This window comes from Streptomyces sp. NPDC006551 (assembly GCF_040611675.1).
In the GTDB taxonomy this organism is placed as follows: domain Bacteria; phylum Actinomycetota; class Actinomycetes; order Streptomycetales; family Streptomycetaceae; genus Streptomyces.
In genome coordinates this window covers 110,934-123,894 of sequence record NZ_JBEXOT010000020.1, presented here as the reverse complement: position 1 = coordinate 123,894, position 12,961 = coordinate 110,934, and the positions used below count along the sequence as shown (strand labels likewise).

Genomic DNA, 12,961 nt, shown 5'->3' with positions numbered 1-12,961 from the left:
CTGTTCACTACCTCCAGCCAGCGGTGCCTTTATTGCCGACGGCCGCTCGGCCGCCCCCCCGCTGTCAGGCGGGGGCGCGCCCTACGCGTCTCAGCCGGTCTCTCGTACCGCCTCCGCCAGGTCCGCCAGGAAACGGACCACCGCCGCCGGGCCCGGAACCGAGAGGTCGGCGCGGTCGGAGAGTTCGGTGACCTCCGCGGAGCCGCTGCACACCAGCAGGCCCGGGGTGCCGTCCGAGCGGAGTTTCTCCACGGCCGCGTAGGCCGGAAGATCGCCCAGGTCGTCGCCCGCGTACAGGACGGAACCCGCGCCCACCTCCCGTACGTACTCCGCGAGCGCCACGCCCTTGTCCATGCCCGGCGGGCGCAGCTCCAGGACCATGCGGCCGGGTTCGAGGACCAGGCCGTGGCGGGCCGCCAGGTCCCCGAGGGGGTCCTTGAGGGCCTCGAAGGCGCCCTGGGGATCGGAGGCGCGGCGCGTGTGGACGGCGACCGCGCGGCCCTTCTCCTCGATCCAGGTGCCCGGCCACGCGCCGACGCGGTCCAGGAAGCCCGGGAGTTCGGCGCGGACGGCGGCCACGCCGGGGTGCGGTGCGGAGGCCTGGACGGTGCCGGTGACCGCGTCCCAGCGTTCGGCGCCGTAATGGCCGAGGACGACGAGGTGTTCGAGGCCCGGGACGCCCGCGAAGCCGCCGTACCGTACCGCCACACCCGCCGGCCGGCCGGTCACCACCGCGATCGAGGCGATCCGGGGGGCCAGTGCGGCGAGGGCGGGGACGGCGCCGGGGTGGGCGCGGGCCTGCTCGGGGTCGGGGACGATCTCGGCGAGCGTCCCGTCGAAGTCGAGGGCGACGACGGCCTTCTCGGGCCGCGCGAGGAGCGCGGCCAGGCCGTCGCGGCCGGCGGGCGTGGTCGGGTGCGGAAGACTGACCATGGGACGACCCTACCCAGGGAGCCTCAGCGGCGCTGCTCCTTCTCCGCACGAACCCGGCGCAACCGGTTGACGGTCACCGGGTCGTGTTCGAGGGCGCGCGGGTCGTCGAGGAGGGCGTTGAGCAACTGGTAGTAGCGGACGGGCGACAGGCCGAGCCGCTCACGAACGGCCCGCTCCTTGGCGCCGGGCCCGGGCCAGGATCGGCGCTCCAGCGCGAGCACGGCCCGCTCCCGCTCCCCGAGGCCGGGGTCACCGGCACCCGGCTCGCCGACGCTGCGGCCACCGGCCCCCGGCTCCTCGCCGCGGGACGCGCCCGACTGCTCACCGAGTCCGCGCCCACCGGCCCCGGGCTCCTCGCCGCGGGACGCGCCCGGCTGCTCGCCGCGCCCGGTCCCCGGCTCCTCATCGCTGGTCATACGACCCAACTTATTCCGCGCTCTCGGCGGCCGTCGCGTCCCGTGCGATCTTCCCGAGCACCTCCGACGCCTTCGCCCCGGGCGCCACGGCCTTGCCGATGTTCTGCTTGATGTTCTCGCTGACCCGCGCCCAGGACGTCTTGCCGACCGGCGGCAGCTGCGAGTTGGGCAGTTCCTTGAGGAACTCGCGCAGGTTCCGGTGCTCGGGCTCGGCCTGCATCGTGGCGTACGCGCTGACGGTCGGCGGCAGCAGATCGTTGTCCCCGGCGAACTTGAGCACGTTGGCGTCGCTGAAGACGAAGTCCAGGAAGTCGCCGATCCGCTCGCGGTGGCCGTTCTGCTTGAAGCCCATGATCCAGTCGGCGACGCCCATGGACGCCTTGGCCTTGCCGTCCACTCCGGGCAGGGCGATCTTGCCGACCTTGACGCCCTTCTTCTCCGCCTCCTGCATCAGCGACGGGTGGCCGTTGAGCATGCCGACCTCGCCCCGCGCGAACGCGGCGAAGGCTTCCTTGCGGTTGAGCTTCCCCGGCGCGATCGGGCCCGTCAGACCCTTCTCGACCAGGTTCGTCCGCAGCCAGTCGAAGGTCTTGACGTTCTGCTCGGAGTCGATCTTGTAGCGGTCGGTGGCGTCGGTGTATCCGTCGCCACCGCTGAGCAGCCACATCATGGTCTCCGCCTGCGCCTCCTCGGGGCCGAGCGGCAGGGCGAAGGGGTACGGGACGTCGTCGTTCTCGAGCTTGCGCGCGGCGGCGGCGAGCTCGGCCCAGGTCGTCGGCGCCTTCGTGACGCCGGCCTCCTCGAAGAGCTCCTCGTTGAAGAACAGCAGCCGGGTGGAGGCGGCGAAGGGCAGACCGTACTGCGTTCCCTTGGTCTCTCCCGCGGCGGTCAGCGGGGCGAGGAAGTTGGCCTGGACGGGGATGGAGAGCAGTTCGTCGGCGGAGTAGAGCGCGCCGGCCGCGGCGTAGTCGGCGTACGCGCCGATCTGCGCGATGTCGGGCGCCTGGCCGGCCTTCACCATCTCGGCGACCTTGCGGTCGACGTCGTTCCACGACTCGATCTGGACGTCGACCTTCACCCCGGGGTGCTCGGCCTCGTACGCGGCGGTGAGACCGTCCCAGTACTTCTTGGTGGTGTCGCCGCCGGTGAGGTCGTAGTCGGCGGCGACCAGCTTCAGGGTCACGTCGCCGGACTCGTCGCCGGTGAGGCCACAGCCGGAGAGCGCCGCGGTCAGGCCCAGCGCGGCGATGGTCGCGGTCAGTCCAAGGAGTCGCCGCTGCACAGCGTTGTCCCACCCTCTGCTCGTCGTCGAGCTGTGATTTTCACAGGAGGAAAAGCATAAGGTCTACACCACTGGGGTATCGCTTCGGCATCGCTCGTCGCGGGCGCCCCGGCGGCGGAGCCGCACCCCCGCACGGATTCCGCCTTTTGTATGCCCGCACAACAATCCCGCCCAGTGGACTAGACCTTTCTGCGGTTCCCGGGCGACACTGTCCCCCGTGAGACACGTCATCGCCCTCGATGTGGGCGGCACCGGCATGAAGGCCGCCCTCGTCGGGGCGGACGGCACCCTGCTCCACGAGGCGCGCCGCGCGACCGGACGGGAGCGTGGTCCCGAGGCCGTCGTCGAGACCATCCTCGGCTTCGCCGCCGAGCTGCGCGCCCACGGCCTGGAGCGGTACGGGCAGCCCGCCGCGGCCGCCGGCGTCGCCGTCCCCGGCATCGTCGACGCCGATGACGGCATCGCCGTCTACGCCGCCAACCTCGGCTGGCGCGACGTCCCGATGCGCGCCCTGCTCAGCGAGCGCCTCGACGGAGTCCCTGTCGCCCTCGGCCACGACGTGCGCACCGGCGGCCTCGCCGAGGGCCGCATCGGGGCCGGCAACGGCGCCGACCGCTTCCTCTTCGTGCCGCTCGGCACCGGCATCGCCGGCGCCATCGGCATCGGCGGATCGATCGAGGCCGGCGCCCACGGCTACGCCGGCGAGATCGGCCACATCGTCGTCCGCCCCGGCGGCACCGACTGCGGCTGCGGCCAGCGCGGCTGCCTGGAGCGGTACGCCTCCGCCTCCGCGGTCTCCCTCGCCTGGGCCGCCGCCTCCGGTGACCCCGACGCGGACGCCGCCGACTGCGCCAAGGCGGTCGAGTCCGGCGATCCCACGGCCGTACGGGTCTGGCAGGACGCCGTCGACGCCCTCGCCGACGGCCTGGTCACCGCGCTCACCCTGCTGGACCCCCGCACGCTCATCATCGGTGGCGGTCTCGCCGAGGCCGGGGAAACCTTGTTCACACCCCTGCGAGCCGCGGTGGAGGAGCGAGTGACCTTCCAGAAGCTGCCCGCCATCGTCCCGGCGGCCCTGGGGGACACCGCCGGATGCCTGGGCGCGGGCCTTCTCGCCTGGGACCTTCTCTCCCTCGACAGCCGCACCCACAGCGAGTCCGACTCGGAGGTATCCGCCTGATGGCCGATCGCACAGTTCTCGCCGGCGCGCGCGTCGTGCTGCCGACCGGAATCGTCGAGAACGGACGCGTGATCGTCGAAGGCGGCCGCATCTCCGGCAGCGCGCCGGAAGGCACCCCCGCCCTCGACCTGACCGGCCACTGGGTCGTCCCCGGCTTCGTCGACACGCACAACCACGGCGGCGGCGGCGCCTCCTTCACCTCCGGCACGGTCGACGAGGTCCTCAAGGGCGTCCACACCCACCGCCTGCACGGCACCACCACCACCGTGGCGTCCTTCGTGACCGGCGACATGGACTTCCTCGGCCGGCGCGCGGGACTCCTCTCCGAGCTGGCCGAGCAGGGCGAGATCGCCGGCCTCCACTTCGAGGGGCCGTTCATCTCCCCCTGCCGCAAGGGCGCGCACGACGAGACGCTGCTCCGCGACCCCGACCCGGCCGAGGTCCGCAAGCTGGTCGACGCGGGGCGCGGCCAGGCCAGGATGGTGACGCTCGCCACCGAGCTGCCCGGCGGCATCGACTCCGTACGCCTTCTCGCGGAGCACGGCGTGATCGCCGCGATCGGCCACACCGACGCGACGTACGAGCAGACCGTCGAGGCCATCGACGCGGGCGCCACCGTCGCCACGCACCTCTACAACGCGATGCCCGGCCTCGGCCACCGCACGCCCGGACCGATCGCCGCGCTCCTGGAGGACGAGCGGATCACCGTCGAGCTGATCAACGACGGGACGCATCTGCACCCGGCCGCCCTGGAGCTGGCGTTCCATCACGCCGGCCCGGACCGGGTCGCCTTCATCACGGACGCGATGGACGCCGCCGGCTTCGGTGACGGCCGCTACATGCTCGGCACGCTGGAGGTCGAGGTGAAGGACAGCGTGGCGCGGCTGGTCGAGGGCGGCTCCATCGCGGGCTCCACCCTCACCCTGGACCGGGCGTTCAAGCGCGCCGTGACCGTCGACCGGCTGCCGGTCGAGTCCGTCGTCCGGGCCATCTCCGCCAACCCGGCCCGCCTGCTCGGCATCGACGACAGAGTCGGCTCGCTGGAGCCCGGCAAGGACGCCGACCTGGTCGTCCTCGACGAGAACTTCGACCTCAAGGGCGTGATGCGCAAGGGCGCCTGGGTGGTCGAGCCGCACCTGGCCTGATCCCGACCCGGACAGGACGCAAGGCGGTCGACCGGGGGTCTGGGCCAACCGCCTTCCGTTTGGCATGATCAGGGCGCGTTCTACGAGCTTCTACGGGGTACGGGGGTACGGCAGGTGATTCTCACGGTCACCCTCAACACGGCACTGGATCTCACCTATCGCGTGCCGGCCCTCACCCCGCACGCCTCCCACCGCGTCACCCAGGTGATCGAACGCCCCGGCGGCAAGGGCCTCAACGTCGCCCGCGTCCTGGCCGCCCTCGGCTACGAGACCGTCGTCACCGGGTTCGCGGGCGGCCCGACCGGCGAGGTCCTGCGGGCCCGTCTCACGCATCTGCCCCTGACCGACGCGCTGGTCCCGACCGCCGGCCCCACCCGTCGTACCGTCGCCGTCGTCGACGCGGCGAGCGGCGACACCACCCAGCTCAACGAGCCCGGCCCCACCATCGGCCCGGCCGAGTGGGCCGCCCTCACCGGCCGGTACGCCGAACTGCTCCGGAGCGCCGAGGCGGTGGCCCTGTGCGGCAGCCTGCCGCCTGGCATCCATGTCGGCGCGTACGCGGAGCTGATCAGGCTCGCCCGGGGCGCCGGTGTCCCGGTCCTGCTCGACACCAGCGGCGAGCCGCTGCGGCGCGGTATCGCCGCCCGCCCCGACCTGGTGAAGCCGAACGCCGACGAGCTCGCCCAGCTCACCGGCTCCCGCGAACCGCGCCGCGCCACACAGGACGCCCGGCGGCGGGGAGCCCGCGCGGTGGTCTCCTCGCTCGGCCCGGAGGGCATGCTGGCCGCCACCCCCGACGGCGTATGGCGCGCGGCTCCCCCGGCGCCGGCGAAGGGCAACCCGACCGGCGCCGGCGACTCGGCCGTCGCGGGCCTGCTCTCCGGCCTGATCGACGGCCTGCCGTGGCCGGACCGCCTGGCCCGCGCGGTCGCCCTGTCGGCCGCGACGGTGCTCTCCCCCGTGGCGGGCGAGTTCGACCGGTCGGCGTACGAGGAGCTGCTGCCCCGGGTGACGGTGAGGGAGCAGGCCGAGGCGGCATAGGAGAGGCCCCGCGGAAACCGGTTCCACGGGGCCCACACCTTCAGCCGTACCGCACGGAAGCTCAGAGGTTGCTGATCTTCACCCAGTCGAAGATCACGTCACACTGGTTCCCCTGCTCGCAGGAGAGCATGATCGTGTTCTGACCCTTCTCGAGCGACACCTGCGACCAGGTGGTCTGCCAGTTCTTCTCGAGGTTCGGGTCCGAGGAGCCGATGAAGTTCTTCAGGTTCATCGGGTTGGTGTTCGCCTTGCCGTTGACGGTCACGGTGGCGTTGGCGTCCTTGGCCGGGATCGCGTACCGCACGGACATCTTGTACGTGCCGGCTTCGGGCACCTCGGTCTGCCAGGTCACCGACGACCCGATGGCGTTGAACCCGGTGACGTAGGCGCCGTCCGCGCCCTCCGCGCCCTTGATGTCCTTGGCGAGCAGCGCCGAACCGCCCAGCTTGAGCGTGGCCGCGTCCTGCTGCGGCAGCTCGGCCGGGGTCTCGTCCGCGGAGGGCTGGGAGCTCGGGCTCTCCTGGACCTGCTCGGAGCCGCCGGTCGGCGTGCCGCCCGCTTTCGAGCCGTCGCCGTTCTCGTCACCCGTGTTGTTGAGGACGGCGGCCGTGATTCCGATCACGACGACCGCGACGACCGCGACCGCGCCGATCAGCAGCCCCTTGGTGTTGGGGCCGCGGCCGCGCTGGGGCGGCATCGGGGACTGGCGGGTCCGGTCGCCGCCCGGGTAGGTCTCGGGCGCGGCGTACTGCGGGTTCGGCTGGCCGTACTGCTGCTGGCCGCCGTAGCTCTGCTGATGCGGCACATGGGCCTGGGCGGGTCCGCCGTACTGGCGCTCGCCGACCGTCCTGACCTGGTTGTACGAGGTTCTGGGGACGCCGGGCTGCGCGGCCGGGCCGGGGTAGCCGTAGCCACCGCCCTGACGGGGCGGCTGTGCGCCTGCCGCCTGACCGTCCGCGTACAGGTAGCCGAACGGATCGTCGTCCTCGGGCGTATTCGCGCCGTCGTTACCGGCAGCCATCCCTGGTCACTCCTATCCATGCTCGCCAGCCGTCGCCGACCGGCCGAGCCTACCTCGAACGAGGAACGCTTCGATCCGTTCCTTGACAGGCCGGTGATCGACCAGGAAGTGACTCACGGGTAAAGAAAAGGGCTATCCGGCGCGTCGGTGGACCTTGGCACGGGAGCGCTTCTCGATGTACATCCGCTGGTCGGCGGAGTTCAGCACCTCTTCGACGGTCATGCCGCACTCGGCCCAGCCGATGCCGAAGCTCGCCCCGACCCTGACCGCCCGTCCGTCGACCCGGATCGGCGGAATGATGGCGTTCCGCAGCCGAACGGCCAGGTCAGCGGCGTCCGCGGCGCCGAGCCCGTCGGCGAGGACGACGAATTCGTCACCCCCGAGCCGGGCGACGGTGTCCCCGTCGCGTACGCCGGTGGTGAGCCGGCGGGCGACCTCGATGAGAACGGCGTCCCCGGTGTGATGTCCGAAACGGTCGTTGATCGACTTGAAGCCGTCGAGGTCGCAGAAGAGAACGGCGAGCCCCTTCGTTCCGTCGTCGACCTCACCGCCGGCGGGGGCGACGGCGTGGACGTGATGGTCGTACGGGCCTCCGGTCGCCGCGCCGGGTGCCGGGTCGAAGCCGAAGCCGTGCTCGTGCCCGTACGGGGAGTCGTAACCGGCGTCGAGGTCCCCCGCCTCGCCGGCGCGGGCGGCCAGCGGGCGTTCGCAGATCCGGGCACTGAGCCTGGAGCGCAGCTCGGCGCTGTTGGGCAGACCGGTGAGGGCGTCGTGGGAGGCGCGGTGGGCGAGCTGCAGCTCGTGGCGTTTGCGCTCCTCGATGTCCTCGACGTGGGTGAGGAGGAAGCGGGGGCCGTCCGCGGTGTCGGCGACGACGGAGTTGCGCAGCGAGACCCAGACATACGTGCCGTCGCGGCGGCCGAGGCGCAGTTCGGCGCGGCCTCCTTCAGCGGAGGTGCGCAGCAGGGTCCCTATGTCCTCCGGGTGGACCAGGTCGGCGAAGGAGTAGCGGCGCATGACGGAGGCGGGCCGGCCGAGGAGGCGGCACAGGGCGTCGTTGGTGCGCAGGAGCCGGCCGTGCTGGTCGCCGCCCATCTCGGCGATGGCCATGCCGGAGGGGGCGTACTCGAAGGCCTGCCGGAACGACTCCTCGCTGGCGCGCAGGGCCTGCTGCTCGCGTTCGAGGCGGACGAGGGCGCGCTGCATGTTTGCTCGCAGGCGCGCGTTACTGATCGCAATCGCCGACTGGGAGGCGTACATCTGGAGCGCTTCCCGGCCCCAGGGCCCGGGGTGGCGGCCGTTGCGGGGCCGGTCGACGGAGATCACGCCGAGGAGCTCACGGCCGGAGCCCGGGGGTCCCCCCGGGTGAGCGGAGCGTACGCCGGGGGAGTACATCGGGGCATAGAGGCGGTCGTGGGGGTGCCACTCGTCCTCGAAGCGGGGGGCGGGGCCTTCGGTGTGCCACTGCGGCACGTCGTCCTCGATGAGGACCCAGCCCTCGGTGTGCGGGATGAACCGCAGGTCACCCCAGGCGACGCCCATGGAGAGGCGGCGTTCCCAGGATTCGCGGGAGCCGACGCGGCCGGTGATCAGGGCTTCGGCGGCGGGGCTGCCGGCGAAGGCGGCGACGACGAGGTCTCCGTCGGGGCGGACGAGGTTGACGCAGGCCAGCTCATAGTTGAGACCGGCGACGATGCCGTCGGCGACGGTCTGCAGGGTGTCCGCCAGACTGCGCGCTGTATTGAGGTCGGCCACGACCTGATGCAGCTGCCGCAGGGTCGCAAGACGGACGTACGGCTCCGACTCGGTCTCCATCGCTCGCTCTCCCCGAGACCTCGACAGCAACTCCAGGGTTCTCATCGGCTTACTTGCTGCACTGTCTCCGCCACTGAATCACAGCGAGCTGTGCACCCGGTACACAGGGTCAACAAATACTGGGCTCTGTGACTCAAGTCACAACAGGGTCTGAAGGGTTGCCGGGTGCGGTGGAAAGCGCTCCCGTTCTTTCTTGAACGCAAACGAACGGACACTCGATCCCGCCGGTCCTAGGACCGGCGGGGGTGCCCGTTCTGGTCCCGGGGCCCGATGCGGGGCGGACGGGGTCGCGACTAGCGTGCGAGGTGTGCTGCAGAAGACCCTCACCTCGCCTCCGCCGGCCATCCCTCATGCTGAGGGGGTGAGCAACGACGAGTTCCGGGCGGCGATGTCCCGGCTGGCGGCGGGCGTGGTGCTGGTGACGGCGCACGACCCGGACGACGGCCCTCGCGGTGAGGACGTCGGGATGACGGCGACCGCGTTCATGTCGGTGTCCCTCGACCCGCCCCTGGTCCTGGTCAGCCTCCGCAACGGCTCCCGGATGGACGACCTGCTCGCCGAGGTCCCCGTATGGGCCGTCTCGGTCCTCTCCGAGAGCCAGCGCCATGTCGCGGGCCGCTTCGCGATGAAGGGCCGGGTGAGCGACCGTCTCCTCTTCGAGGACGTGCCGTACACGCGGGGCGAGGAGAGCGGCGCGCCCCTGATCGGCGGCGCGCTGGCGACGCTGGAGTGCCGTACGGAGAACCGCGTCGTGGCCGGCGACCACACCCTGGTCATCGGCCGCGTCCTGACGGCCGCCTTCCCCTCGTCCGACGGCGCCCCGCTGACCTACTTCAAGGGGAAGTACCGCCACCTGGCCTGACGCGCCCGCCGACACGTCGGGCAGGGCTTCGGGGAGCGGAGCAGGCCCACAAGGGCACACCAGGGCGCCGAAAGGCTCCCGTCAGCCCCAGTCGCGGCCCTGGCGGCCGCGCTTCGTCTCCGCGCGCTGCTTCTTCACCCGCAGACGGCGCTCGTTGATACCCCGGGGGATCTTCGTCGCCCGGCGCGGCTTCGGCGGTGGGGCCGTCGCCTCGGAGAGGAGCGCGGCGAGTCGGACCGCCGCCGTCTCGCGGTTGCGCCACTGCGAGCGGTGCTCCGACGCCCGTACCGTCAGCACCCCGCCCACCAGACGCGACGCCAGCCGTTCGAGCGCCCGCGCCTTCCAGACCTCCGGCAGCACCTCCGTGCGCGCCAGGTCGAAGCGGAGCTCCACCTGGGAGTCGCTCGTGTTGACGTGCTGCCCGCCCGGCCCGGACGACCTGGAGAAACGCCACATCAGCTCGGCCTCGGGAAGCGAGACGGAGCCACGGATGACATACGGACCGGACATGCCGTCCATGTTCCCCGGAGCGGGCCCCGCACGTCACCCTGTTTTCGCGGCCGGTCTCCCCGGTGGAAGTCACACCGTCCGGCCCCGATGGAACCGGCAGGGCCCCGTCCGCGTTATCCCGTGTGACGACGACAGTCGACATCACGACGAAAGGGACTTCCCATGGCTGTAAGCCTGTCCAAGGGCGGCAACGTCTCCCTGACCAAGGAGGCTCCGGGCCTGACGGCCGTCACCGTGGGCCTCGGCTGGGACGTCCGCACGACCACCGGCACCGACTTCGACCTCGACGCCTCGGCCATCGGTGTGGACGCCGCCGGCAAGGTCGCCTCCGACGCGCACTTCGTCTTCTTCAACAACAAGTCCACCCCGGACCAGACCATCGTCCACACCGGTGACAACCGCACCGGCGAGGGCGGCGGCGACGACGAGCAGATCAACGTCAACCTCGCGGCCCTGCCGCCGAACGTCGACAAGATCGTCTTCCCGGTCTCCATCTACGACGCGGTCAACCGCTCGCAGAACTTCGGCCAGGTCCGCAACGCCTACATCCGCATCATCAACCAGGCCGGCGGCACCGAGCTCGCCCGCTACGACCTCTCCGAGGACGCCGCCGTCGAGACCGCCATGGTCTTCGGCGAGCTGTACCGCAACGGCGCGGAGTGGAAGTTCCGCGCGGTCGGCCAGGGTTACGCCTCCGGCCTCGAGGGCATCGCCCGCGACTTCGGCGTCAACCTCTGACGGACACGCACCGTACGCGCGCCGTACGCCAAGGCCCCGGCTCCGGCCGGGGCCTTACCGTTTCCGCATGATCGTCGAGCCCTACGCCTCCGCCGACCACGCCCTGCCCGGCCCGCTTCTCACCGAGCTGACCGAGCTCTACGCCTCCAACCGCGACTTCCACGCGGTCACCGGCGACTTCCCGGACCCCGACGGCATCCTCCCCGAGCAGGTCGCCGCCGCCCTCGCCGACGAACTCGCCCGCCCCGGCTCCGAGGTGCTCCTCGCCCGCTCCGAGGGCCGGCTGATCGGCATCGCGGTCACCCTCGACCACCACCCCGACCCCGACGACCCGGATCCCTGGATCGGCCTTCTGATGGTCGACGCGCGCGCCCACCGGTCGGGCCACGGCCGCGCCCTCGCCGGCACGGTCGAGGAACGGTTCCGCGCCGAAGGCCGTACGGGCGTCAAGCTCGCGGTCCTGGAGAACAACCCGCGCGGCCTCGCCTTCTGGACGTCCCTCGGCTACGCCGAGATCGCCCGCCGCCCGGACCTGGAACACGGCCGCCCCAGCCTGGTCCTGCGCAAGAGCCTCTGACCGCGTCCGGTCACCGCGGGCTCTCCGGCTTCCCGTCCCCGTACAGCCACACGTCCCACAGCTCACTCAGGTCCTCACCCGCCACGTCCTCCACATACGCGGTGAAGTCCTCCGTGGAGGCGTTGCCGTGCCGGTGCTTCGCGGGCCAGCCCGCCAGGATCTCGTAGAAGGTGTCGTCGCCGACCGTCTGCCGGATCTTGTGCAGCACCATCGCGCCGCGCTGGTACACCGGCGGGTCGAACAGGTTCTCCGCCGACGGCGGTTCGGCGGGCGGGAAGGCCCAGTTGGCCTGCTCGGCGAAGGCCGTCTCGAAGCTGCGCTGGGCCGGGACGTTCTCGAAGTCCTCCGCGTACAGCCACTCCGCGTACGTCGCGAAGCTCTCGTTGAGCCACATGTCCCGCCAGGTCGCGGGCGAGACGGAGTTGCCGTACCACTGGTGCGCGAGCTCGTGGACGAGGGTCGAGGCATCGAAGGAGTCCTGCGGGAAGACGGGCCGGGTCTGGGTCTCCAGGGCGTAGCCGACGTCACCGGCCGCTTCGACGATCGCGCCGGTGGAGGTGAAGGGATAGGGCCCGAAGTTCTCCTGCTGCCACTCCAGGATCTCGGGGATGCGGTCGAGCAGCGCGGAGCTGTCGGCGGCGACGGAGGGGTCGACGGCGGTGTGCACGGCGACGCCGGAGGGGGTCGTGGCGGTCCTCGTCTCGTACCGGCCGATCGCGACCGTGGCGAGGTAGCTCGCCATCGGCTCGGCGCTGTGCCAGACGGCGGTGGTCCGGCCGCCGGCCGTCCGTTCGCTGCGCAGGGTGCCGTTGGAGACGGCCCGCAGTCCCGCCGGGACGGTGAGGGTGATGTCGTACGTCGCCTTGTCGGACGGATGGTGGTTGCCGGGGAACCAGGCCATGGAGCCGACCGGTTCGCCGAGCGCGAGCGCCCCGTCCTTCGTCCTCAGCCAGCCCTCCCCCGCCCCGTCGGCGTCGGTGATCTTCCGCGGTACGCCGGAGTACGTGACCGTCGTCCGGAAGATCTTTCCCTTGCCGATCTCCTCGCGGGGCCGGAGCGTCAGTTCGCCGCCCGCCCGGTTGACGGCGGCCGGGGCGCCGTCGACGGTGGCGCGGCCGACGGTGAGACCGGAGAGGTCGAGGTTGAAGGCGCTCAGGTCCTGGGTGGCGCGAGAGGTGATCTCGGCGGTGGCTTCGAGGCGGCCGCTCGCGGGGTCGTAGTCGAGCGTGAGGGCGTAGTGCCGGACGTCGTAGCCGCCGTTGCCGAGCTTGGGGAAGTACGGATCGCGCAGCCCCGCGGCGCCGGGGGTGCCGTCCACCGGCCCGCCCGTCTCACCGGTGCAGCCGGCGGAGCCGACGAGGAGCAGCAGCGTCGCGGCGGCTGCCAGGGCGGCTCGGGTACGTCTCTCCACGGAACGATCTTAGGCGGGGGTACGAATCCG

Annotated in this window: 13 protein-coding genes; 6 read left to right on the top strand and 7 right to left on the bottom strand. The window is 71.9% G+C overall.

Features of this window, described 5'->3' with window-relative positions:
* Positions 1 to 90: 90 nt before the first annotated feature.
* The 3 genes from otsB to ABZY12_RS19730 are packed head-to-tail and all read right to left on the bottom strand — an operon-like array spanning position 91 to position 2,631.
* Positions 91 to 933: a trehalose-phosphatase gene (gene otsB / locus ABZY12_RS19740; protein WP_356891939.1), complete on the bottom strand. Its 843-nt coding sequence runs from the start codon at positions 931 to 933 to the stop codon at positions 91 to 93.
* A 23-nt stretch (positions 934 to 956) separates the two neighbouring features.
* Positions 957 to 1,349 (bottom strand): DUF3263 domain-containing protein, encoded by a 393-nt coding sequence (locus ABZY12_RS19735; RefSeq protein WP_356891937.1) that lies wholly within the window; start codon positions 1,347 to 1,349, stop codon positions 957 to 959.
* A gap of 10 nt (positions 1,350 to 1,359) precedes the next feature.
* Positions 1,360 to 2,631, bottom strand: a complete 1,272-nt coding sequence (locus ABZY12_RS19730; RefSeq protein WP_356891935.1) for an extracellular solute-binding protein — start codon at positions 2,629 to 2,631, stop codon at positions 1,360 to 1,362.
* Positions 2,632 to 2,848: 217 nt separating this feature from the next.
* On the opposite strand from ABZY12_RS19730, the gene ABZY12_RS19725 reads away from it, so the two are divergent.
* From ABZY12_RS19725 to ABZY12_RS19715, 3 genes are all read left to right on the top strand, one after another.
* Positions 2,849 to 3,811, top strand: a complete 963-nt coding sequence (locus tag ABZY12_RS19725; RefSeq protein ID WP_356891933.1) for an ROK family protein — start codon at positions 2,849 to 2,851, stop codon at positions 3,809 to 3,811.
* Complete coding sequence (gene nagA, locus ABZY12_RS19720) at positions 3,811 to 4,956, top strand: N-acetylglucosamine-6-phosphate deacetylase (RefSeq protein WP_356891931.1); 1,146 nt, start codon at positions 3,811 to 3,813, stop codon at positions 4,954 to 4,956. The genes ABZY12_RS19725 and nagA overlap by 1 nt, the downstream gene beginning before the upstream one ends.
* A 114-nt stretch (positions 4,957 to 5,070) precedes the next feature.
* The gene (locus tag ABZY12_RS19715) at positions 5,071 to 5,997 is read left to right on the top strand and encodes a 1-phosphofructokinase family hexose kinase (RefSeq protein ID WP_356891929.1); all 927 of its coding nucleotides are present in this window, start codon (positions 5,071 to 5,073) and stop codon (positions 5,995 to 5,997) included.
* A 61-nt stretch (positions 5,998 to 6,058) separates the two neighbouring features.
* Here the strand turns inward: ABZY12_RS19715 and ABZY12_RS19710 are convergent, their stop codons facing one another.
* Both ABZY12_RS19710 and cdgB read right to left on the bottom strand, forming a co-directional pair.
* Complete coding sequence (locus ABZY12_RS19710) at positions 6,059 to 7,018, bottom strand: CBM35 domain-containing protein (protein WP_356891927.1); 960 nt, start codon at positions 7,016 to 7,018, stop codon at positions 6,059 to 6,061.
* 132 nt (positions 7,019 to 7,150) lie between these two features.
* Entirely contained in the window at positions 7,151 to 8,833 is a 1,683-nt protein-coding gene (cdgB, locus tag ABZY12_RS19705) for a diguanylate cyclase CdgB (protein ID WP_356891925.1), read from the bottom strand.
* A 388-nt stretch (positions 8,834 to 9,221) separates the two neighbouring features.
* Between cdgB and ABZY12_RS19700 the strand changes: the two genes are divergently transcribed.
* Positions 9,222 to 9,695 (top strand): flavin reductase family protein, encoded by a 474-nt coding sequence (locus ABZY12_RS19700; RefSeq protein ID WP_356891955.1) that lies wholly within the window; start codon positions 9,222 to 9,224, stop codon positions 9,693 to 9,695.
* Positions 9,696 to 9,776: 81 nt separating this feature from the next.
* On the opposite strand, the gene arfB is transcribed toward ABZY12_RS19700, so the two are convergent.
* Positions 9,777 to 10,214: an alternative ribosome rescue aminoacyl-tRNA hydrolase ArfB gene (gene arfB, locus ABZY12_RS19695; protein WP_356891923.1), complete on the bottom strand. Its 438-nt coding sequence runs from the start codon at positions 10,212 to 10,214 to the stop codon at positions 9,777 to 9,779.
* A gap of 153 nt (positions 10,215 to 10,367) precedes the next feature.
* Between arfB and ABZY12_RS19690 the strand changes: the two genes are divergently transcribed.
* Both ABZY12_RS19690 and ABZY12_RS19685 read left to right on the top strand, forming a co-directional pair.
* Entirely contained in the window at positions 10,368 to 10,943 is a 576-nt protein-coding gene (locus ABZY12_RS19690; protein WP_356891921.1) for a TerD family protein, read from the top strand.
* 67 nt (positions 10,944 to 11,010) lie between these two features.
* Positions 11,011 to 11,520, top strand: a complete 510-nt coding sequence (locus ABZY12_RS19685) for a GNAT family N-acetyltransferase (RefSeq protein ID WP_356891919.1) — start codon at positions 11,011 to 11,013, stop codon at positions 11,518 to 11,520.
* 10 nt (positions 11,521 to 11,530) lie between these two features.
* On the opposite strand, the gene ABZY12_RS19680 is transcribed toward ABZY12_RS19685, so the two are convergent.
* The gene (locus ABZY12_RS19680; RefSeq protein WP_356891953.1) at positions 11,531 to 12,889 is read right to left on the bottom strand and encodes a M1 family metallopeptidase; all 1,359 of its coding nucleotides are present in this window, start codon (positions 12,887 to 12,889) and stop codon (positions 11,531 to 11,533) included.
* Positions 12,890 to 12,961 lie beyond the last annotated feature (72 nt).